Source organism: Halobacillus salinus (genome assembly GCF_004684905.1).
GTDB classification, from domain to species: Bacteria; Bacillota; Bacilli; order Bacillales; family Halobacillaceae; genus Halobacillus; species Halobacillus salinus.
In genome coordinates, this window is record NZ_SRJC01000001.1 from 1,563,012 (window position 1) to 1,582,492 (window position 19,481).

Here is a 19,481-nt window from a genome sequence, read left to right on the forward strand (position 1 = left end):
TTGTATTGTACAAAAAAGAGAGAGCGAGTTCATCTAATCTGTTTGACTAGGATACGATTCGTCCCAAAATCCCGAAAATGGACAACCCCATATATACAACTGTGAACAATAGAAATGCAGCACGCCAAAACCCTCTGAATGCCCTTATGAACCGAATCTCGTCATGCAATTTATACTGGATGACCAAAGATAATCCCAGAAGTATCATTAAAAAAATAACGATATAAGCAAAGAAACTCTGTTGGAACAATACGAGCATCAAGACATGAACAGCTAAGATGAACACAGGTGCAGAAAAGGCAGCCGTTTGGTGAACGGCTTTCTTGTTCCTGCCATGCCACCTTCTTGACAGAAAATAAAAAACAAATAAAAACGGAATCGGCATGGTAAGAATCGCTGCCATGATAAAGATAATCACTTCTGCCATCATGAACCCCTCCTTTCTTTAGCATGAATAGCATCGACAACAAACTGATGATAGGGGACATCTCTATTGCTTTTTCTCAAAACATAGCCCGATATGGCATCAATCTCTGTCTTTCGTCCTGCCTTAATATCTTTAAACATCGATGATTCATTCTCCCCTGTTCTCTCTGCCACAAGACGGACTCGTTCCCATTCCTCTTCATGGGGAAGACTAAACACGCTGCAGACTTCCTCACATAAGGTATAGGCTAATCTTTGAATGGAAGGGTTATCGTTGATCTGTTTATTTCTCACCTCAAACAAAGCTGTCAAAGGATTAATTACCGTATTGACTACCAACTTCGCTACCATTAGCTTTTGATAATCTTTTCGATAAAGAACTGGAAAATCCTCCTGATAAAGTTCATCTACTAAAGATTGTCCAGTCGCTCCCTTCTTAAAGGGCGCTACTTGTATGGTACCCTTGCCCAAATGTTCCACCGTTCGGTCATCGATTTTCAATGCCCCGTGGTCCACTACGCCAATCAAAGCATTCAAGTAATCAGGTATCAACTCAAGGTGAGCCATTCCATTTTGCAAAAAGAGTACAGAACTGTTCGTGTTCCTTATTTCTTGTAAAACGCTAGGTACTTGATCCTGCTTAACAGCGATAATGACCAAATCATGACTTAAGAAACCTTCTGTTACAAGATGGGAATGAACGGGAACCGCACCTTCTACAGAAGAACACGAAATCCCTTCTTGCTTCAGTTGTTCCACCTGCTCTTCTCTTCTTACATACATATGTACCGTGTGATCTCTTCCTAGATGGGCTCCGGTTAATAAACCGATCGCTCCTCCACCGACTATCGCAATATCCATGCGCACCCCTCATTTCGTACAACGTCTTTGTACCTATTGTAGCAAATGTACACTTCAAATGGCAGACTCACCTCAGTCTTCCACCAATTGTTCATTTCTTTCTGAATATTTTTATATTATAATAGAAGCAGATACAGATATTTGAAAGGGGATTCTGACATGATGACCAAGTCAAAAGTACAACCATTGTTAGTCAATTATAAAACCCTAGAAGAGTTCAAACGTTTTAAAGAGTACGGAAATCAGGAATTGGCGATGCTCGAGGATTTAGAGAGCAACATTGTGGAAAACGACAGTGAATCTCCATTCTTTGGTATTTATTATGGAAGCGCTTTAGTAGCAAGGATGAGTTTATATCGAGTAAAGTCGAAATACGATAAATATTTCACACCACCTCAAGACTATCTGGAACTTTGGAAACTTGAAGTTTTGCCTGATTACCGGGGGCAGGGCTACGGAAAAGACTTAGTCGATTTCGCCAAAGGTTTCGGACTTCCAATCAAAACAAACCCTCGTATCAATTCCCAAGCTTTCTGGGAGAAGATGGATTTCCAAAAAGCCAATTACGATGTAGAGCGCGACCTCGGGGAAAACCCACTAATCTGGTTGCCATCTGGTGTCGGAGAAAGAGAAACGAATTAACTACACAAATGAGGCCGCTACAATGCTGTAGTGGCCTTCTATTATGCATAATATAGTAAGATTTCTGTTTCAATCACGATGGGCTCTTTTGTCTTTCTTTCACCCAATGAACGAGTCGATCCACTTCATTCCAAGCATCTTCCCAAGCCTTCAGCTGTGTCCTTAACTGCTTATTATCTTGACTCAACTGTTGGAGTTGATATTCAAGCTTCTGACGACCTTGATTTTCATATTGCTTCACTTTCATTTCTTTAAGTAAGGATATGGCTGCATCAAGAGACATAGGGGCGTCACTCGGGGCAGAGGTCGTAGCGAAAAAGGTCCGATTCTGCTTCCGGTTCTGCTTCGCTTCTTGAATCTCCTTCTGATACTCTTTCCTCACCGTTGCATTCCACCTGAATCCACACGCCGCCGGTGTACGCTTTAGCTGATTGGCGACTTCCTGAAAGGCCTCAAGCTGAGTTTTCCCTTCTTTAATGTGGGCAAGTACCGTTGTTGCCAGAAGAAGATCCTCCTCATCCTTCCAGGCATCTTGTCTAGGGGCATCCATCTCATCCCTCCTCTATCGTTTGTTTATAGTTATGCAAACGGAAGGGTTGATAGAATAATATTCATCAGTTTTTTCTCGATAACATGAATTTTTGCACCGCTTCTTTATGTGCCTCCGACTCCCAGAGCTTAGAGCAACTGATCGTCTCCTCTTCCATCCTTACAGAGAGTTCGTCTAGTTTTAACGAATTCAGGTATTGTTTTTTGAACCAAGTCATTTGCTCTTGTGAATTATGCAGGAACGGTTGGAGCAAGGTTTCCATCGTCCATTCCTTATCAGAATACACTTTATGTAGCCACCCGATTCGTAATGCTTGGTCTGTACTATACATAGTAGCCGTCATCAGCCAGTGCGCCGCTGCCTGCTTATCCACCTTCTCATATAGTAACGTCCCACCACCCCATCCCGGAGCGATCCCAAGCTTCCCCTGTATAAACCCAAAGGAAGTACCTTTCAAGGCATAACGGAAGTCACAAGCCGTAGCAATTTCACATCCGCCACCTCTCGCTTGTCCATTCAATAGAGCAATAGTCGGAATAGGCAGCGTTGCTAGTTTGTACAATACATTCTTCATCGGTGCTAACAAATCATAGGCTTCATCTTCTTCTAAATTCCCATGAAATTCATTCAAATCCCCACCTGCACAAAAAGCTTTGTCTCCGTTTCCTGTAACCGTTAGAAATTTAACATGATCCTCTTTCCTCACAAGGTCCAATGCTTCATCAAGTTCTTGTACCATCTGATGGTTAATAGCATTCAGCTTTTCAGGACGATTCAATGTAATTACCGCATACCCATCTTCCATCCAATCTAATAATACGAGACTCATTCTGCTTCACCTCCACCTATATTTTATCAGAAAAGGCTCAAAGGCTCCTCATCGCTTGGCAAATAAAAAAGAGCTTGGCGCATAGCGCCAAGCTCTTTTTCAAATGGTCTTACTGTTCAACCACTTGTTTTCCGTTATATTGTCCACAAGATTTGCAAACATGGTGTGGTTTGGAGTACTCACCACAGTTTTCACAGATCACCATTCCTGGTGCGTGAAGTTTCTTGTGAGTACGGCGTTGGTTTTTCACCTTTTTAGACGTTTTACGCTTTGGTACTGCCATGTTGTACACCTCCTTTAAGTCTTATCAGAAAACTGCTTTACAGTTCTCCTATTCGTTCTCTTCTTCATTTAATAATGATTGCAGTTTAGCCATTCGAGGATCCACTTTCTTTTCCTCAGGTTCCTCTGTAACCACCTGCCAGCCTTTTCCTTCTTGGACGGCTGCTTCATGAGCCTCATCATCATTTGAATATACTCGAGTCGGAATCTCCAACTGTACATTTTCCCTGATATAAGGCGTTAAGTCAAGCACTTCTCCGTTTACAGGATGCACTTCCGAATCATCTTCCACCGTATAGTACGGAGACAAGTTGAACACTTCTACCACATCAATGTGAAACGGGTACGTTACATCTACTAACGTTCTAGCACAAGGTAAAACCATTTCACCTTTTATAGAAAACATAATGGTAATATCATTTCCTCGTGTGGTCGCTTGACCTTTGACATGAACAGGCTCAATCCTGCGAATGTCATTGTTCATTGTCTCTAATTCGCGAATATCTACATCATCTTCAAAAACAAGTGGTTCTTCTCCCGCTTGCTTCAGTTTCTGTAGAGGAAATTTCATAGTTCTCACCTCATGGCAACAAAAGTTATTGTAAAAGGATTTAGCTGATTTGTCAATATTTTTTCTTTACACCCTTAAGAGATAGTTGATCTTCAAAAAGGACTATTTTTAAAATAACACAAAACAACGACCTGATGCGAATTATTACCTTATTCATGATAAAATAACCTAAAAGACGATTCAACAATAACGAAAGGAGGAAAATAATGCACGCTTCAGGAGTAATTGTGGAGTATAACCCTTTTCATAATGGACATCAATATCACTTGCAACAATCAAAGCGCAAATCGAATGCTGATTGCATGATAGCCATAATGAGTGGGCCGTTCCTGCAAAGGGGAGAGCCTGCCATAGTCGATAAGTGGCACCGGACTAGAGCTGCCTTGCAAGGCGGAGCAGATCTAGTCCTTGAACTCCCTTATATATACGCAGTAGAACATAGCGACTATTTTAGTCAAGGGGCAGTGAGAACGCTGGCTGAAATGGGGGTTGATTCGATTTGTTTCGGAAGTGAAGACGGCAACATTCAATCGTTTATTGATGCTGATCAATACCTCTCCAGTCATCAACCGATCTATGACCAAGCTTTGCGCACCTTCTTGAATGAAGGTTATGCCTTTCCAGAAGCATCTCGGCTTGCGTTTCAACAAATAGGCTTTCCACAGGACGGTATCGATTTGAGTCAACCAAACAATATCCTCGGCCTTAGTTACGTGAAACAAATGCTTACTTATCATAAAAGAGTGGAGCCACTTACTATTCAGCGTACAAGCAGCAACTACCATGACGAAACCATAGACAGCAGGATTGCAAGTGCCACCAGCATACGTAAAGAAATGAAAACAGAAGGACTCTCCCTTCGTGTCAAAGAAGCCTTACCTTCTTCTACCGTGGACCAACTAAGAGAATACAAGACAAGGACGAGTATCTGGCATGGATGGGAGCACTATTATCCCTTTCTCCATTACAAGATTCTAACGATGACATGTGAGGAGCTGCGTGAGATTCACGGTGTAGATGAAGGACTTGAACACCGACTGCAACGGACAGTGAAGCGGGCTGCTTCTTTTGAAGAATTCATGAAAGCCTTAAAAACAAAACGGTACACATGGACAAGACTACAGCGGACATTAGTACATATTCTGATTGGCACAACCAAGCAGCAAGCAAGACAGCTTCTGCTAGACACGAAACCCGCATATGCCCGCGTTCTAGGTATGAATACTACTGGGCGGAATTATTTGAAACAACAGAAGAAAGATATGGACATCCCGCTTGTTACGCAGCCTCAACAATTGGATCACCCGATGCTTGATCTAGAAGAGCGGGCTTCCATCAGCTATTACAGTGTTTTGAATGCAGATAGCAGAATAGAGCGTATGGACCGGGAATATAAAGCTCCTATCATTCTTTAACGGAACAACTCCATAGGATGGAACACTAGAAAAAAGGCGGATCCATTCGGGTCCGCCTTTTTTTAAAAAGATAAAGCTATTATGATGTTCTCGGTTCAAGTTGTTTCAAATAATTCAGGGCATCATCAAAAGTATCTACCGGAACGACCTTCATATCGGTTCCGATGTCTTCCGCCGTTTGTTTGGCCACTTCGTAATTCGACCCTTCTCGGCCTTCCTCATTTGGAGCAAAGAAAATATTGACCCCATCATCCGAAGCAGCTACGACTTTCTTATCGATCCCTCCGATTCTTCCAACTTCCCCTTCATAGTTGATTTCTCCTGTACCAGCAACTTGATAGCCTCTCGTGATATCCTCTTCCGTAAGTTGATCATACATTTCGAGCGTGAACATTAACCCAGCGCTCGGACCGCCTATTTCTCCACTCTTTACAGTAACCTCAGGATTCACTTCCACCGTGCGATCCGTAACTAAAGAAATGCCGACGCCGACTTTGTCCGGATTGTCAGGAAACGGCGCTAGAGCGATCTCTTTCTGAAGAGTCTCGTCTTCTCGTTCAATGGTCAAGGTCACTGTGTCGCCTTCCTCCATGTCACTGACATAATCAATCAAGTCATTAGTCTCCTTAACTTGTTGATCGTCTACTTTAGTAATCTCATCGCCTGACTTTAATGCCTTTTCAGCTGGCATGCCCTCTAAAACGTTGACGACGTAGACCCCTTCATAGTTGATTTCGATATCTTTATCAGCTGCTTGATAGGCAACAACCTTCGCCGCTTCTTGAGATGATTCCATCAACCTTAATTGAGCATGATAATACTCTTCTTCACTTACACCTTCGGGACGAATTTGGTCTAGTGGATAAATTTGATGGTATGGACGTATACTCGCAAGCAGCCACTGGATTGGGGTTGCCTGACCACCCCTGACGGTTACAAGGTGCATTTCTCCTTCACTCTGAAACCCATCTGCTACTTGTACAATCGGGTCTAGCTCATCCGCGGAACCTGGTTTATAAATATAATATGGCATCCGATAAGCACCTAATAGTGCAACAATGAGCAAAGTAATGATACCGGTTATCAGAACTCGTTTATTATTCCTCATGCCTAAGACTCCTTCCATCCAGACAGCTTCATTTGTATGTTTTTCACTTGGCTTTCTGCTGCCTTCTCTCCAGCCTCAATGATCTCTTTGATGTTCGTAAATGCCCGGGCGCTATAAGTGGATACATCCGGACGAATCATAATATCCGCGTCGGTAGAAACCCCCATCGCTGTCACTAATTCATCCTGCATAATATCTATACTTTGTATGATAACGTCATAAATCGAATTGATATTAGGGTCTGCATCGAAATGGGCGCAATCTACTGCAATGATGATGTCGGCTCCCATTTCTTTGACGACGGATACCGGCACCCGATCCATCACCCCTCCATCAATGTATAAGCGATCATCAATCTTCTCCGGTACAAAAATACCCGGAATCGCAATACTAGCCCTTACAGCTTCACTCACAGGTCCTGTTCGGAACACCCGTTTTTCACCTGCGTAAAGATCCGTTGCGATAATCGCAAGTGGCAAATCAAATTCTTCAATGTTTTTTCCAAAAGTGAATAAACGGATATACTCCTTGATCCGCCGTCCCTGAATGAATCCCATTCGAGGCACTGTGAAATCCAGGTAATACTTCCGCTTAAAAGTTAAAGCAAGCTTGTATAAATCCTCAATTCTTTGACCAGCAGCGTAAAACGAACCTACAAGGGCTCCCATACTGCTTCCTGCAATCATATCAATTGGAATGCCATGCTCCTGAAGCACTTTGAGCACACCTAAATGTGTAAACCCTCTTGCTCCACCAGAGCCAAGAGCTAACCCTACTTTCGGACGCTCCATCCGACATCCCTCCTCCCGAGTATTCCATACTATTTTATGGAATAAACCCACCGACTATGAGCGTACACATGAACTAGGAGACAAGCTTTGGTATTGAAGAATAATATCATTTTACTATGGATGATATTAGAAGTACAGGAAACCGTACGCGCTAGGAGGTGCAGCTCATTTCCAAACTGAAAACGCTTGTATTGACAAGTCTGACCTTACTTTTCGCTATCGCCTTGATCGTTTATCCGCAGGCAGCACTGAAAGCTAGTCTAAGAGGGCTGGACTTATGGTGGGAAGTCGTTTTCCCTTCTCTCCTTCCCTTCTTCATAACAGCTGAATTGATGATAGGATTCGGACTGGTTCACGGTCTTGGGGCATTAAGCGAAAGACTGATGCGTCCACTGTTTAACGTGCCGGGGTGTGGGGGATTTGTGTGGGTGATGGGAATGGCAAGCGGCTACCCTGCTGGAGCAAAGTGGACTGCAGATCTACGGAAGAATGGACAGGTTTCCCGAGCTGAAGCAGAGCGACTGGTAGCTTTTACGAATGCATCAAGTCCCCTTTTCATATTCGGCGCTATCGCCGTCGGTTTTTTCCATAGTGCTAAGCTCGGTTTCTTAATTGCTCTGTGCCACTACGGTGGGAATTTCTTAGTAGGAATCGGAATGAGATACTACAAGAAGGATGAGACGTCGCTGGAACGAGCTAGCAGAAACCCCGGTTTACGAAATGCTTTCGACACTATGCACTCCTCTCGTTTACAAGACGGTAGATCGATCGGGAAACTGATGGGTGATGCTGTGACAAAATCCGTCGATACCCTTCTCATGGTCGGGGGATTTATTATGTTGTTCAGTGTGATGACAGAATTGTTGAAACAGACAGGCATGATCCACCTTGTTTCCCACGGTCTCACCTGGCTCCAAATTCCTTATAATTTTCACATACCGATTGTCTCTGGGATGCTTGAGATGACGACAGGAATTGGATCCATCACTGCAACGAGCGAACCACTTCTTGCACAGTTGATGCTCGTCAGTTTTTTACTTGGGTTTCACGGTTTCTCTATCCAAGCACAGATCGCAAGCATATTGGCCAGTACGGACATAAGCTTTAAGCCATATGCAATGGCACGAATCGCTCACGGCACCATTGCCGCTCTCTTGATGATAGGAGTTTATGAAATATACGAACGCTGGTCGCTGGAATCCATTCTCCCTTTATGGGAGCCTACACAGGACCAAATCCGTTCACTTATGCTCTTCTTTGAGCAGAACGGACCTCCGGTCACAATCATTATGCTTGCTTCCATGATGTTTATTAAAGTTAAACGTAATCGCGAGAAAACCACACATTATCAGCGTTTATCTTAAACAAAAAAACCACTACTTCATTTAGTAGTGGTTTGTCATTTAGAATTTCTCTTGTAACGCTTTTTCAACTGGAGGTGGGACTAAGTCTGAAATGTTGGCACGATACTTCGCTACTTCTTTTACGATACTTGAGCTTAAGAAGGAATATTGGTTGTTTGTCATCATGAAGAACGTTTCAATTTCCTCGTTCAGCTTTCGGTTCATGGATGTGATCTGCATTTCATATTCAAAGTCACTGACAGCTCTAAGGCCACGGATAATCGCTTTTGCGCCTTTCTCTTTGGCATAGTCCATCAATAACCCCTCACATGAATCAACCGATACATTATCTAAGTCTTTTGTAACTTCTCTTAATAACTCGAGTCTTTCATTCACATCAAATAACGGAGACTTGCTTTGGTTATTGAACACGGCGACTATCACGTGGTCGAAAACCTTCGCTCCTCGTTGGATGATATCTAAATGCCCGTATGTAATCGGGTCAAAACTTCCTGGGCAAATCGCTACTTGCGTCACAGTCTCTGCCTCCTTTACTTAAAAATTGAAACTCCGATATTGCTTCCATATGAATCCGTCTTCTGCCTTTCCAGGTGTCCTACCGCTTCCGGGATCTCCTCAGAAGCATCATGCTCACAAACAACGGTTGCGCCATCTGCTAACAATCCATGCTCGATAAGCGCTTCCATCAGCTCAGCATAAGAAAACTTTTTATAAGGTGGATCAAGGAATATATAATCAAAGGTTAGACCACGTTTCCCTGCAGCTTTCATTGCCCGTTTTGCATCTGTACGGAATACTTCTGTACGGTCTTTCAGCTTTAGTAATTCGATGTTTTCATGGATTGTGGAAATAGCTTTGTGCTGCTGATCGACAAATACACATGACTCTACACCACGGCTTAGCGCTTCAATGCCCAGCCCTCCGCTTCCTGCAAACAAATCAAGGGCTCGTCCCCCCTCAAAGAAAGGTCCGATCCCGTGAAATACAGCTTCTTTCACTTTATCAGTTGTCGGCCTAGTTTGATGAGTCGGCACAGATTTCAATGGTCTGCCTTTAAAATCTCCAGCAATGACTCTCATTTTCTGTCACCTCTTTCTAACAACATTCCCCATAATCCTACCACAAAATACATGGGTAGGCGACACTCTACTCAAGCCATGGAGAATTTCGTTATGGTTGAATAAATCAGCGGGTTCAGGTCCATACTAGCAATGAAGCGGAATACTGCTTCTGAAAACGGAGAAGGCTTACTTCCCCATAAGCCCTCCGGTTTCTCCTCTCCCTTTACTTTTTTATGCTCTGTATGAGGATAGAAAAGAAGGGCTGTCTATATGGACAGCCCTATTTTTTTTGCACTATTATGCTATTTTCTCGCTCGGCTACATTGATATTCAACAATTCCTCTACGTAGTGACGCTTCATAAAAATACGACCATCTACTTTGCGCAGGAGGTCCGTCGCCATTCCGAACTCTTGCTCATTCATGATAAATGTCGACCGATTAAGAAAGAATCGGTACGATCGACCAGGCAGTTCCACTAGAAACAGTTTATCTTTTGGAAATGGAGTAAAAGAGTACCCAGCTAGATTCAGTAATGGTTTCAAAGGTAAATACATTTCCCTCCCCAGTTCAACTGCGTCTTCGTCCATAGTTTGATCAGGTGAAATCACAGGTTTAGAATGGAGGAAATAAAGCGGAACGTAGGAACCTGATTCTTTATTCTGAGAAAAGAAAGTAGTGTGCATCCCATACACTTGTGATAAAAGTTCATCCACTTTGGTTACCAAAGTTGCAGATGCATCATTACGGAGAAGCTTCTGCTTTATTGTCTCCACCTCTTCTTCTGAAAAGACGGCAAGGATATCGCCTGCCATTGCTTGTGATCTCTCCATTTCAGTAAGACTTTTATCGAAGAACAGTTGGGACAACACAGGAATAGCCCATTCTCTTGAAGCATCCGGATAGAGTGACTTGATTTGTTGCAAGAACAAGGCATGCTCTATTTGGTAGACAGACTTAACAGATAGGTAACCTCCACTAGGAGCCGCTGACTCTTGATTCAATTCCACAAGGGCGGGTTGATATTGATTCTCTAAGGCTCTTATATAGCGTTTTGTATCTTCTGAGATCGGGGATGAACTTGGATAAGTCACGACCCATTCCCCACTACGCCACACTTTCTTGGACGAATCCTTAACTAGTACCAACGGGTAGTGGATCCTATTCGTTTTCTCAAACTGATAATAGCGCACTAAATCTTTACGGATATCTGACTTTTTAGATGTCACACCGACCCATGTGTGCTCCATTTGACTATAATCTTCAAGAGAGAGCTTGTACTCTGGCTTAACGTATCGCTCCCCTTGTCTGAACTTCAGATTCCATTCTGTTAATTTATCTTGGTTCCCGAACGGCAATTCGTAAGAAAGTTGCTCTTCACCAGTAAATTCCCACTCAGCGGTACTGTTATCCTTTTCCTTCAAACAATCATGGCTACACCTGATCATACGACTCTCTTCAGGGAAAGACACCTCATACGTCCCAGGAAGCCATTCCTCAAACGTATAATGTATAACATAAGTATTCTCTAGAAGCTTGATGTCGATGTTTATCGTAGGAGAAGGCAGACTGCCATGTTTATTTGGAGCCGGCTGTTCGAAGTCCTCCCACTGGTATAGTAGTAGTAAGCAAGAAATAGACAAAAACAATACCGAAGCAAAGATTACCCTTCTCATCTATTCCCCCTCCTCTAATATTGAGTTAAGTGCTGTTACGCTGCCCCACCGTTTCGGCTTGATGAGAGTTCACATTCCCCTTCATTCGTGCTACGGTTGGTAGGATGGAACATTTAGAAAGGAAGAAATGTTTATGATACAAAAATTCATTGAACTCGGAGAAGGTTACTCCGATCTGTATGAGTTGATAGAGCTTGGAGAACGAATGTCTGATCGGATTAAGCATGCTATCGCATTTTACAGTGAGAAGAATGGACAGCCGGTGGCTTCATTAGCCCTTGTACTAGAGCCAGGTCGAGAGCAGAAGTTCCAACCCATCTACATATGTAGAGAGGGCATTCCGAACCCTCACGAAAAGTCAAACAAACGTTTTGATATGTTTCAAGCAATGGTCGAGAAAGCAGGTAAAGAAGTGATAGAATTCACAATCAAACCCTCCACTATTTTTCCTGAAACGGACTTATTCTATCAGCATCTGATCGGTATCTTACGTACAAACAAATTCATCGCTCCGCTCTCTTAATATCGGATGAAACACTCAATCCATTAGTCCCGGATTATGATGACGCCCTCTCAGGATAAGAGAAGCGGGATCATATCCACTTCAGAATATATAAAGAAAAGGCTGCCAATACGGCAGCCTTTTCTTTATATTCCCATCTTGTAATCATATTGCTTGGCTTTGTCCGGCTTCGCGTTCTCATAATTTGTACGGATATCAGGTTTATGGGAAAGAACGACACGGGAAACGAAAGGTAGACGCTCTAATTTCTCCATCTTGAATTCTACATCTTCCTGATTCACATAGACTACCGCATACTTATGCTTTTTGGAGGCATGGATAAGGTGGCCGTGTTTTTTTATCTGCCGGACATTCTTCATATGCTGAAAGTAGACAATAATTCCTTGTCGTTTAGTTCTTAGCATTAAGACTCCCTACTTTTTTGAAAAATTTTTAAATAGTTATGTACAGCTTACCAAATGAATGCACTATCAGCAATCGTTAAAAGGAGCGTACCGTGATGAAAATCGATCATGAAGTTGCTTTTGAAACGTTCAGAACAAAGCTTAATCAATCTTCTCTAATTCGAAGAAGTGAATGGAAAAAAGTTGCTGGTCTACCGTTCGTCTACTTATGGCTTGAAGATCATGTAGATCAACGGATGCTTGAGGATGCGTTGAAATTATGTGCAGCAAAAGCCATGAGAGGAAAACGCCTGACCCTTGAGATGAGTTACGTTCGCAAGAATCAGGCGTTTTATGTGTACCGTATTCGGTTTCTTGTCCCACAACGCAAGATGTTCTGTTGCGGTAACTTATGTGATGATTGTATTCGCTTTACTTCCTAGGAAGCACAGCCACAGCTTCCTCCGCTTCCACAACCGCCACTGCAACCTGAATCGGTTAGGGCCATTCCGTTTTTCGGAACTTTGATTTGTTCACTGACACTAAAGGCAACCGTTTCACTTATTTCATCCAACAGCTTTTGAACTTGACGTTCTGCCTTCTTAAAAGTGGCCACCCTCTCGTGCATGTCCATTTCACGTTTAACGGAACGCACTTTCTTCATGATGGTACTATAATCGGGATGGTAACGACCAAAGCGTTGTACATCCTCATAGTGCTCTTTCATATCAGCAAACTGCTTAATAAGACGTTGAGCTTCTTTATCATTCTCAAGCGCAAATTTCGCTTGTTGATATTCTTGCATGGTCTCGGAGTTCATAATCATTTCTCCGATTGCTTCAGAGCGGTCAAGTAGATCGACAATTTCCATTGTAGCTAGCATCTCTTTGCCCACCTCCCTTTACTCATCTTATCAAATGGGGCAGCAGATTGAAAAGCTGCCGCCTCCATTTATTAGTAATAAGGGTATTCCATTTTAGGCTTTTGTCGATCTTGTTTAGCATCGGAAATTATTTGCTGGAACTGACCGATTGCACCACCTAGTTCTTCAATTTGACGCGACACTTCTTCCCAATCGATGTCTTCCACCAATACCCCCAACTGCTTGATCCACTCCATTTTGTTCGCCTGATATTCTTTTTTCTCAGGTGGCAATGAACTCCAGAACGAGTCGTCTTCTCCAAGGATCATCCACTTTTCATAGTATTTCTGGATAAGTTTATGATTTTTTCGAAGTTGGTTCTTCACCCGTGGATTTTGATCGACGAATTCTTTGAAGCGCTGAACACTGGGGTGTAAATCCTTTTTATTCATCGTTTCACACCTCGCTTTACCATGTACATCATAGCCTATGCACATTATTCCGCAAGCGTTAAAAAGTTCTGTGTGTAGTAGCGCTGATGTACGCCTATACCAATGTGTGTGTAGCTTGGTTCCAAAAGGGCTTCTCTGTGCCCTTTACTATTCAACCACCCATGGACCGCTGCCGTTGCATCTACGTATTGAGCTGCAATATTCTCACCAGCCTGCCTATATTCTATGTTACTCAATCGTTCTTTCAGTCCGTCCCCGTTTTGAGAATAGTGAGAGAAGTAGTTATTTTCATCCATATCCCTACTGTGTGAAAAAGCAACCGAAGATGCTCCTGTGTGTAAATTCAAGGTGCCTAAATCATGCATTTTCCTAATATGGTTTGTCAGTCCTAATATTTGTTTCTCCATGCCACTTTCCACTAACTGCCAACCTTCTCGGTCTAAGGGAACTGGCTTTGGAAGGTTTCCGCGATATACTACTTTATAAGGTTGCATCAATAGGAGAATGTCATTCCGGACCATCCGGACCGCCGAAAGAGTTTCCGTGAAAGTGTCGAAATACAGCTGCATTGACCACTCATCATTTAGGGAGATCACAGGCCTCTCTTTCATGTCCTCTGGAGTCAGTTCAAAACGAAATCCCTGCTCACTACCTAATGCATACGTCTTCTTGAAGTTAAAAGTTTCCGCTAACTCTTTATAGGAAGCTCCGATCTCCACACCCTCCACTTCCTTATCGGGAGTGGAGATTACCGCTGTGACTACTTCCCCACTTTTTACACCAAACTGCTCAAATGATAAAGGATCTTGGTCATATACCCACCACTCATACCCAAATTCACTAGGTGCTGTGTAAACAGGTTGCCCGTACAAACTGCCCAACTTTTCATCCGATATTCCTTTGACACTCTCAGGTGATTCGCTATCTTCTATGACTGGTTCGCTTGTTGATTCTTGAAACACTTCTTCTACAGGTTCTGCAGGTTCTTCTACCGGCTCAATCCCTATTGAAACTTGTTGTTCTGTATTAGGAAACGGTTCGATTCTTGTCCATATGAAATACAGCACAATAGTTATCATGAGTAAAGATATTATACGCTTCATACCCCATCTCCCTCTCTCGTCTTTAATATAAGTATAAGTGAGAATGAGCAACCTATGAACAGTTAACTTAAAAAGAAGAAGACCTGCATTAGCAGATCTTCTTCTCTACAGCCTTAATGAAATTCAGGACGCTCTGAAATTTCGTGCAGGGCTTGGCCTGCTGACTGATCTGACATCTGATCAAGAGACAAATCACCAAGGGAAATAATCCCCATGATCTTACCATTCTCTACAACAGGAAGACGGCGGATTTGCTTTTCAGCCATCATTTGACTCGCTTCTTGAAGTGTCGTATTCGGAGAGCAAGAAACCACTTGGTTACTCATTACATCCTGAATAGATGATGAATCTGCACGTTTGTCGGCATACCCTCTTAGCACAAGGTCACGGTCTGTAACCATACCGAGTACGTTCCCTTGGGTGTCCAACACCGGCAGAGCACCGATATTTTTATCTTTCATCATAGAAGCAGCGTCGCTCAGACAAGAGTCTGAGTTGCAGCAAGATACTTGTTTTGTCATGATATCTCCAACATTTTTCATGATGTTTCCTCCTTTAGATCAAGATCAGTCCTTAGTGTCCCCGAATTGATAAATTTATTACATGCAACGCTCCGTCATTTGTAGTATAATGTAAAAGCAAAAGTGGATAGTAAGTAGTATGCATGGAATTGCAACTAAATCGTTTTCATACTAAAATGAACGAAGTACATAACAACATGTGAGGTGGAAGTAATGAGATTAGAAAATACTGGGTTAGATGGACTAATGTTAGACTTCAAACCATTAACGGAGCTTTTAGAAAATAATGGATTCATCCTTGGTGGATCGTGGGACTACGAACGTGTAACATATGATTACAAAATGGAAGCACCGGAGAAAAACATCACATATTACATTCGTATTCAAGGATTCGCTGTAGAAGGTGACGTCGATAAAGGAGATGCTGTCATCACGCTTATGACCCCACTTCTAGGACGCCATTATTATCCCCACGGCATTGAATATGGAGAAGAAGAAGGTTTCTCAAGCGGTACGATTGAACGTGCACACCAACTGATTCAGAAAGTAGTAGAACCAGCAGAGAAATACCATAACCAAGTACCGGAACACATCGTATTGGACAAGTTGAAAAACTGGGCGAAAGAAAACAACAACCAAGAAATTTTAGACAAGATGAAAGAGCTGTCTAATAATCCAGATAACCGTAATTAATGAATCATCCGGAACCACCAATCGGAGTCGCACACCCTTAACTAGGTGAGCGACTCTTTTTATCAATGCATTACTCGCTAAGTAGCGAGCAGCTTTCAAGGGAAAGGAGCTACATTACTAAATTGTTCCGATTACTAACCAAAAAACAGTGGATCCTAATCCTACTCGCCGTAATACTTGCGATAGCGGCGTATTTCATTTTACCTGTAGCCGTTCCATTAATACTAGCTCTTGTGACCGCTCTCTTTCTTAATCCAACTGTACGGTGGATCCAATTCAGATTCCGCATGAACCGAAAGATGGCTGTGACCATCGTATTCCTGCTATTTCTGATCTTTCTAGGTCTACTTGGTACATATGCTGTGACCAGCGCGGTTGCTCAAGCAGCTCAATTGGCCGCGAATGCCCCTGCTTATATCAACCAGATCAACAATGTTCTGCTAAACTGGGAAAGCAGTATGGATAGTTTCACTCAGAATATGCCTAAGGAATTAGTGGACAGGGTAACACTTGAATTGACAAACACAGTAAATAACACAGCTGATACATTATCTGAGAAGCTTCAATTGACCAATCTCGCTGCGTTTGCAGCAAAGATACCAGAGTTCTTAGTAAGCTTCCTCGTTTACCTGATTGCGCTATTTCTGTTCATGCTCGAACTGCCTCGCTTAAAAGATAAAATGCATGAACACTTTACGGAAGCAACATCCGAGAAGGTCAAGTTCATGAACGCACGTTTAGGTTATGTAATATTTGGTTTCTTAAAAGCACAGTTCCTTGTCAGTATCATCATCTTCTTTGTCACATTACTCGGACTGCTTTGGATTGCCCCAGAAGTCGCTGTAGTTATGGCACTCATCATATGGCTGATCGATTTTATACCGATTATCGGATCTATCGTCATACTCGGTCCATGGTCTGTATATATGTTGATTACAGGGGATCTCGCTATGGGGACAAAGCTTGGTGTCCTAGCCATTGTTTTGCTCGCTATACGTCGTACTGTAGAGCCGAAAGTTATGGGGCGACACATCGGGCTTTCACCGCTTGCTACCTTAATAGCCATGTATCTTGGTTTACAACTGATTGGACTCGCTGGTTTCCTACTTGGACCGCTTGTGGTCATCGCGTTCAATTCAGCTAAAGAAGCAGGCATCATTCGATGGAACTATAAACTATAAAAAAAGACAGCCTATAGGCTGTCTTTTTTTATGAGCTATTATAGTCCTTTTTTAAATGAATCTTCTTCCATCTTTTGAACACTTTTATCTTTCTTGAAAAGGAAGATTTCCCTATGCCTTCCTGTATGAGTGAATCCATTATTAATCAATACTTTTTGAGAAGCAATATTCGACTTGTCACATTGTGCCTCTACAGATTTCACTTCCGGTTGAGTGAATGCCCACTTGCACAAACCTGCTACTGCTTCCGTCGCATAACCTACGTTCCTTTCAGAAGCCACAACATGATATCCGATCTCTACTGTTCCCTCTTCATCGGGTTTTCCTTTAAAACCAATATCCCCGATTACTGCTTCTCCATCAAGGTCAATCATTACCCATGGACCAAACCCAAACTGCCCTTGGTCTTCCTCCAATTTTTCCGTATAAATCGGAAGAAGTGCTTTCAGCCCATCGTGGGGCCAATTCTTATTCCAAGGTAATTGGTATTTGTAGTAAAATGCGAGTGAGTTCTTCATTAACATCTGAGCTAAATCCACCGTAATGGGTATTAACTGGAGACGTCCTGTTTTCAGTTCCATGGTTGTATCCTCCTAGTATATTTTATGTAGGGAATCGATTCATACTGTCCTATATACCTGTTCTTCCCCCTACCTAAACAATGTTCACCTAAAATTCGATAAAAAAAACAACGAGAGCATTTAGACTCTCGTTGTTTTTCACTATAACCCAAGTATAGCTTTGATCATACTTGTCGTCGTTCCTCCGTCATATATGATATAAAGGAGTGAATAGACAGCGACACCTGTTATTGCAGTGAAGAACCAAATGATGCTTGTAACTGGTCCTATCTTGCGATGTTTAGCTATTCTCCTTCTAAAGGCAAGTGTTAATGTCACGATACCGAATACGGCCCCGACTGTTGCCAATATGATATGGAATATAAGGAAAATAGTATAGTAAATTTTTATATCATCAGGTCCACCGAAACTAGTATTTCCAACAAATACGGTTCGACTTAAGTAGATAATGAAAAATATCAAGGCACTGATTGCCGCAGCAATCATCACGCCTTTATGAGCTTTCCTTTTGTTTTTCGCGATTAACCACCAGCCAATCGCAACCAGTACAGCACTAATGACAATAAAGCTTGTACTGAGTGTTGGTAACAATGGCATACGTACACCCCATTTCAAACTCTCTCTTTACTTTAGAACCATCGCTCTTATGATTCTGTCGATACTTGATTCGGTAAGGGATCGACTGTGTCTCCTTCTTTTTTGAACCAACCGAAGAATACATAAGCTATGACAGCTCCAAAAATGACTTCTTGTGTAATCTTCATAATAATTCCACCAAGCTGCTGGTCTTCGACAAGAGGCATTGGTGTAAAGTATGCCGGTCCACTTAAACTAGAGGCCAAGTCAGACAATACTCCAGTTGGCACACATAAACTTAAAGCCTGAATCCAGGCCCCTGCCTCTGAATACGTTGCATAGAGAGGGGATCCAGCAAAAATAATCAATCCGCATGCCGGTGTAATTAACACTCCATTGGCAAAGATAAAACCAATTTTCATCAATGGAGATATTCTGTCCAATTCCTTCAGAGGAGGAAATACGGATAGCCACATCGCAAACGCTGTCACTAGTATGACAGTGGAAATCACACTATGAGAAATCTCACTGGACTTAGCAAAGTCAAAGATTACAGGCATATGATACATGGAAAAGAGTCCATTAAACAGAAGCAATGAAATCAATGGCTTCGTAATCAAACGCAATGCCCAAGACAAACCTTTCACTTGGAAAAGCTTTCTCCAAATCCAGGATGGAATTCCCTTAATGATTAAGATCGGAAACAGTAAGTAATAGAGCGCCATTTGCGTCATATGTGCAGTGAACATAATATGAGCCAGTAAATCCATTGGTGAGCCTTTTATAATGTATAAAAGGACAAGTCCCGAATAGAAGAACACTTGTTGTTTAGTCGTTGGCGCATCTTCCCCTGCCGGTCGTTTCCATTGTGTGATAAAGATAAAGAGTGCAGCTAGCAGAACAATAAATAAGGCATACAAAGGACTCCATAGGGCTCGGAATCCGAAAATCTGTAGCTCTAACCACATAGGTATTCACCTCATATTTCTTGTACTCATTACAGTTCATTTTACCTTGTTTCCTGATAAAAA

Annotated in this window: 26 protein-coding genes; 7 read left to right on the forward strand and 19 right to left on the reverse strand. The window is 42.4% G+C overall.

Annotated elements, in window-relative coordinates:
- Positions 1-46: 46 nt before the first annotated feature.
- Both E4663_RS08465 and E4663_RS08470 read right to left on the reverse strand, forming a co-directional pair.
- Positions 47-427 carry a DUF3397 domain-containing protein gene (locus E4663_RS08465; protein WP_135327271.1) on the reverse strand — a complete coding sequence of 127 codons (381 nt, stop codon included), beginning with the start codon at positions 425-427 and terminating at the stop codon, positions 47-49.
- Positions 427-1,287, reverse strand: a complete 861-nt coding sequence (locus tag E4663_RS08470) for a 2-dehydropantoate 2-reductase (protein WP_135327272.1) — start codon at positions 1,285-1,287, stop codon at positions 427-429. The genes E4663_RS08465 and E4663_RS08470 overlap by 1 nt, the downstream gene beginning before the upstream one ends.
- A gap of 159 nt (positions 1,288-1,446) precedes the next feature.
- On the opposite strand from E4663_RS08470, the gene E4663_RS08475 reads away from it, so the two are divergent.
- Positions 1,447-1,929, forward strand: coding sequence for an N-acetyltransferase (locus E4663_RS08475; protein ID WP_135327273.1), 483 nt, complete (start codon positions 1,447-1,449; stop codon positions 1,927-1,929).
- Between the two features lie 73 nt (positions 1,930-2,002).
- Here the strand turns inward: E4663_RS08475 and E4663_RS08480 are convergent, their stop codons facing one another.
- The 4 genes from E4663_RS08480 to E4663_RS08495 all read right to left on the reverse strand — a co-directional run bounded on the left by E4663_RS08480 (position 2,003) and on the right by E4663_RS08495 (position 4,161).
- On the reverse strand, positions 2,003-2,479 hold the full coding sequence (locus tag E4663_RS08480) for an RsfA family transcriptional regulator (RefSeq protein ID WP_079480386.1): 477 nt from the start codon (positions 2,477-2,479) through the stop codon (positions 2,003-2,005).
- Between the two features lie 64 nt (positions 2,480-2,543).
- Positions 2,544-3,308, reverse strand: coding sequence for an enoyl-CoA hydratase/isomerase family protein (locus E4663_RS08485; protein ID WP_135327274.1), 765 nt, complete (start codon positions 3,306-3,308; stop codon positions 2,544-2,546).
- A gap of 109 nt (positions 3,309-3,417) precedes the next feature.
- Positions 3,418-3,591 carry a 50S ribosomal protein L32 gene (rpmF, locus tag E4663_RS08490; protein ID WP_079480388.1) on the reverse strand — a complete coding sequence of 58 codons (174 nt, stop codon included), beginning with the start codon at positions 3,589-3,591 and terminating at the stop codon, positions 3,418-3,420.
- 48 nt (positions 3,592-3,639) lie between these two features.
- Positions 3,640-4,161 carry a YceD family protein gene (locus tag E4663_RS08495; RefSeq protein ID WP_079480389.1) on the reverse strand — a complete coding sequence of 174 codons (522 nt, stop codon included), beginning with the start codon at positions 4,159-4,161 and terminating at the stop codon, positions 3,640-3,642.
- Positions 4,162-4,367: 206 nt separating this feature from the next.
- Between E4663_RS08495 and E4663_RS08500 the strand changes: the two genes are divergently transcribed.
- Entirely contained in the window at positions 4,368-5,576 is a 1,209-nt protein-coding gene (locus tag E4663_RS08500) for a nucleotidyltransferase (RefSeq protein ID WP_135327275.1), read from the forward strand.
- Positions 5,577-5,655: 79 nt separating this feature from the next.
- On the opposite strand, the gene E4663_RS08505 is transcribed toward E4663_RS08500, so the two are convergent.
- Together E4663_RS08505 and E4663_RS08510 are read right to left on the reverse strand one after the other, a co-directional pair.
- Complete coding sequence (locus tag E4663_RS08505; protein ID WP_135327276.1) at positions 5,656-6,684, reverse strand: SepM family pheromone-processing serine protease; 1,029 nt, start codon at positions 6,682-6,684, stop codon at positions 5,656-5,658.
- 2 nt (positions 6,685-6,686) lie between these two features.
- The gene (locus E4663_RS08510) at positions 6,687-7,475 is read right to left on the reverse strand and encodes a patatin-like phospholipase family protein (protein WP_135327277.1); all 789 of its coding nucleotides are present in this window, start codon (positions 7,473-7,475) and stop codon (positions 6,687-6,689) included.
- A 158-nt stretch (positions 7,476-7,633) separates the two neighbouring features.
- Between E4663_RS08510 and ylbJ the strand changes: the two genes are divergently transcribed.
- Complete coding sequence (gene ylbJ / locus E4663_RS08515; protein ID WP_241657133.1) at positions 7,634-8,839, forward strand: sporulation integral membrane protein YlbJ; 1,206 nt, start codon at positions 7,634-7,636, stop codon at positions 8,837-8,839.
- A 39-nt stretch (positions 8,840-8,878) separates the two neighbouring features.
- Here the strand turns inward: ylbJ and coaD are convergent, their stop codons facing one another.
- The 3 genes from coaD to E4663_RS08530 all read right to left on the reverse strand — a co-directional run bounded on the left by coaD (position 8,879) and on the right by E4663_RS08530 (position 11,575).
- Positions 8,879-9,355 (reverse strand): pantetheine-phosphate adenylyltransferase, encoded by a 477-nt coding sequence (coaD, locus tag E4663_RS08520; protein WP_079480393.1) that lies wholly within the window; start codon positions 9,353-9,355, stop codon positions 8,879-8,881.
- A 14-nt stretch (positions 9,356-9,369) separates the two neighbouring features.
- Positions 9,370-9,918 carry a 16S rRNA (guanine(966)-N(2))-methyltransferase RsmD gene (rsmD, locus tag E4663_RS08525; protein WP_079480394.1) on the reverse strand — a complete coding sequence of 183 codons (549 nt, stop codon included), beginning with the start codon at positions 9,916-9,918 and terminating at the stop codon, positions 9,370-9,372.
- 262 nt (positions 9,919-10,180) lie between these two features.
- On the reverse strand, positions 10,181-11,575 hold the full coding sequence (locus E4663_RS08530; RefSeq protein WP_135327278.1) for a stalk domain-containing protein: 1,395 nt from the start codon (positions 11,573-11,575) through the stop codon (positions 10,181-10,183).
- Positions 11,576-11,708: 133 nt separating this feature from the next.
- On the opposite strand from E4663_RS08530, the gene E4663_RS08535 reads away from it, so the two are divergent.
- On the forward strand, positions 11,709-12,098 hold the full coding sequence (locus E4663_RS08535; protein ID WP_135327279.1) for a DUF7147 family protein: 390 nt from the start codon (positions 11,709-11,711) through the stop codon (positions 12,096-12,098).
- 125 nt (positions 12,099-12,223) lie between these two features.
- Here the strand turns inward: E4663_RS08535 and E4663_RS08540 are convergent, their stop codons facing one another.
- Positions 12,224-12,502 carry a YlbG family protein gene (locus E4663_RS08540; RefSeq protein ID WP_079480397.1) on the reverse strand — a complete coding sequence of 93 codons (279 nt, stop codon included), beginning with the start codon at positions 12,500-12,502 and terminating at the stop codon, positions 12,224-12,226.
- Positions 12,503-12,597: 95 nt separating this feature from the next.
- Here E4663_RS08540 and E4663_RS08545 point away from each other — a divergent pair, with 95 nt between their 5' ends.
- Positions 12,598-12,924, forward strand: a complete 327-nt coding sequence (locus tag E4663_RS08545) for a hypothetical protein (protein ID WP_135327280.1) — start codon at positions 12,598-12,600, stop codon at positions 12,922-12,924.
- Here E4663_RS08545 and E4663_RS08550 read toward each other — a convergent pair.
- From E4663_RS08550 to E4663_RS08565, 4 genes are all read right to left on the reverse strand, one after another.
- Entirely contained in the window at positions 12,921-13,364 is a 444-nt protein-coding gene (locus E4663_RS08550; RefSeq protein ID WP_079480399.1) for a YlbF/YmcA family competence regulator, read from the reverse strand. The two genes, E4663_RS08545 and E4663_RS08550, sit on opposite strands and share 4 nt — an antisense overlap.
- A 71-nt stretch (positions 13,365-13,435) precedes the next feature.
- Complete coding sequence (ylbD, locus tag E4663_RS08555) at positions 13,436-13,795, reverse strand: spore coat protein YlbD (protein ID WP_079480400.1); 360 nt, start codon at positions 13,793-13,795, stop codon at positions 13,436-13,438.
- A gap of 44 nt (positions 13,796-13,839) precedes the next feature.
- Positions 13,840-14,874, reverse strand: a complete 1,035-nt coding sequence (locus tag E4663_RS08560; protein WP_158290461.1) for a CAP domain-containing protein — start codon at positions 14,872-14,874, stop codon at positions 13,840-13,842.
- A gap of 137 nt (positions 14,875-15,011) precedes the next feature.
- Complete coding sequence (locus tag E4663_RS08565) at positions 15,012-15,440, reverse strand: CBS domain-containing protein (RefSeq protein ID WP_079480402.1); 429 nt, start codon at positions 15,438-15,440, stop codon at positions 15,012-15,014.
- Positions 15,441-15,632: 192 nt separating this feature from the next.
- Here E4663_RS08565 and E4663_RS08570 point away from each other — a divergent pair, with 192 nt between their 5' ends.
- Together E4663_RS08570 and ytvI are read left to right on the forward strand one after the other, a co-directional pair.
- The gene (locus tag E4663_RS08570) at positions 15,633-16,112 is read left to right on the forward strand and encodes a YugN family protein (protein ID WP_079480403.1); all 480 of its coding nucleotides are present in this window, start codon (positions 15,633-15,635) and stop codon (positions 16,110-16,112) included.
- Between the two features lie 122 nt (positions 16,113-16,234).
- Complete coding sequence (ytvI, locus tag E4663_RS08575; RefSeq protein WP_135327282.1) at positions 16,235-17,293, forward strand: sporulation integral membrane protein YtvI; 1,059 nt, start codon at positions 16,235-16,237, stop codon at positions 17,291-17,293.
- Between the two features lie 38 nt (positions 17,294-17,331).
- Here the strand turns inward: ytvI and E4663_RS08580 are convergent, their stop codons facing one another.
- From E4663_RS08580 to ctaG, 3 genes are all read right to left on the reverse strand, one after another.
- The gene (locus E4663_RS08580; RefSeq protein ID WP_135327283.1) at positions 17,332-17,874 is read right to left on the reverse strand and encodes a GNAT family N-acetyltransferase; all 543 of its coding nucleotides are present in this window, start codon (positions 17,872-17,874) and stop codon (positions 17,332-17,334) included.
- A 141-nt stretch (positions 17,875-18,015) separates the two neighbouring features.
- Positions 18,016-18,471: a DUF420 domain-containing protein gene (locus E4663_RS08585; protein WP_135327284.1), complete on the reverse strand. Its 456-nt coding sequence runs from the start codon at positions 18,469-18,471 to the stop codon at positions 18,016-18,018.
- 47 nt (positions 18,472-18,518) lie between these two features.
- Positions 18,519-19,418 carry a cytochrome c oxidase assembly factor CtaG gene (gene ctaG, locus E4663_RS08590; protein WP_079480407.1) on the reverse strand — a complete coding sequence of 300 codons (900 nt, stop codon included), beginning with the start codon at positions 19,416-19,418 and terminating at the stop codon, positions 18,519-18,521.
- Between the last annotated feature and the right edge of the window lie 63 nt (positions 19,419-19,481).

Bases quoted from the DNA above. Each gene is read 5' to 3' on its own strand.
- E4663_RS08465 (WP_135327271.1), bottom strand. From the start codon at position 427: ATGGCAGAAGTGATTATCTTTATCATGGCAGCGATTCTTACCATGCCG.
- E4663_RS08470 (WP_135327272.1), bottom strand. From the start codon at position 1,287: ATGGATATTGCGATAGTCGGTGGAGGAGCGATCGGTTTATTAACCGGA.
- E4663_RS08475 (WP_135327273.1), top strand. From the start codon at position 1,447: ATGATGACCAAGTCAAAAGTACAACCATTGTTAGTCAATTATAAAACC.
- E4663_RS08480 (WP_079480386.1), bottom strand. From the start codon at position 2,479: ATGGATGCCCCTAGACAAGATGCCTGGAAGGATGAGGAGGATCTTCTT.
- E4663_RS08485 (WP_135327274.1), bottom strand. From the start codon at position 3,308: ATGAGTCTCGTATTATTAGATTGGATGGAAGATGGGTATGCGGTAATT.
- rpmF (WP_079480388.1), bottom strand. From the start codon at position 3,591: ATGGCAGTACCAAAGCGTAAAACGTCTAAAAAGGTGAAAAACCAACGC.
- E4663_RS08495 (WP_079480389.1), bottom strand. From the start codon at position 4,161: ATGAAATTTCCTCTACAGAAACTGAAGCAAGCGGGAGAAGAACCACTT.
- E4663_RS08500 (WP_135327275.1), top strand. From the start codon at position 4,368: ATGCACGCTTCAGGAGTAATTGTGGAGTATAACCCTTTTCATAATGGA.
- E4663_RS08505 (WP_135327276.1), bottom strand. From the start codon at position 6,684: ATGAGGAATAATAAACGAGTTCTGATAACCGGTATCATTACTTTGCTC.
- E4663_RS08510 (WP_135327277.1), bottom strand. From the start codon at position 7,475: ATGGAGCGTCCGAAAGTAGGGTTAGCTCTTGGCTCTGGTGGAGCAAGA.
- rsmD (WP_079480394.1), bottom strand. From the start codon at position 9,918: ATGAGAGTCATTGCTGGAGATTTTAAAGGCAGACCATTGAAATCTGTG.
- E4663_RS08530 (WP_135327278.1), bottom strand. From the start codon at position 11,575: ATGAGAAGGGTAATCTTTGCTTCGGTATTGTTTTTGTCTATTTCTTGC.
- E4663_RS08535 (WP_135327279.1), top strand. From the start codon at position 11,709: ATGATACAAAAATTCATTGAACTCGGAGAAGGTTACTCCGATCTGTAT.
- E4663_RS08540 (WP_079480397.1), bottom strand. From the start codon at position 12,502: ATGCTAAGAACTAAACGACAAGGAATTATTGTCTACTTTCAGCATATG.
- E4663_RS08545 (WP_135327280.1), top strand. From the start codon at position 12,598: ATGAAAATCGATCATGAAGTTGCTTTTGAAACGTTCAGAACAAAGCTT.
- E4663_RS08550 (WP_079480399.1), bottom strand. From the start codon at position 13,364: ATGCTAGCTACAATGGAAATTGTCGATCTACTTGACCGCTCTGAAGCA.
- ylbD (WP_079480400.1), bottom strand. From the start codon at position 13,795: ATGAATAAAAAGGATTTACACCCCAGTGTTCAGCGCTTCAAAGAATTC.
- E4663_RS08560 (WP_158290461.1), bottom strand. From the start codon at position 14,874: ATGATAACTATTGTGCTGTATTTCATATGGACAAGAATCGAACCGTTT.
- E4663_RS08565 (WP_079480402.1), bottom strand. From the start codon at position 15,440: ATGAAAAATGTTGGAGATATCATGACAAAACAAGTATCTTGCTGCAAC.
- E4663_RS08570 (WP_079480403.1), top strand. From the start codon at position 15,633: ATGAGATTAGAAAATACTGGGTTAGATGGACTAATGTTAGACTTCAAA.
- E4663_RS08580 (WP_135327283.1), bottom strand. From the start codon at position 17,874: ATGGAACTGAAAACAGGACGTCTCCAGTTAATACCCATTACGGTGGAT.
- E4663_RS08585 (WP_135327284.1), bottom strand. From the start codon at position 18,471: ATGCCATTGTTACCAACACTCAGTACAAGCTTTATTGTCATTAGTGCT.
- ctaG (WP_079480407.1), bottom strand. From the start codon at position 19,418: ATGTGGTTAGAGCTACAGATTTTCGGATTCCGAGCCCTATGGAGTCCT.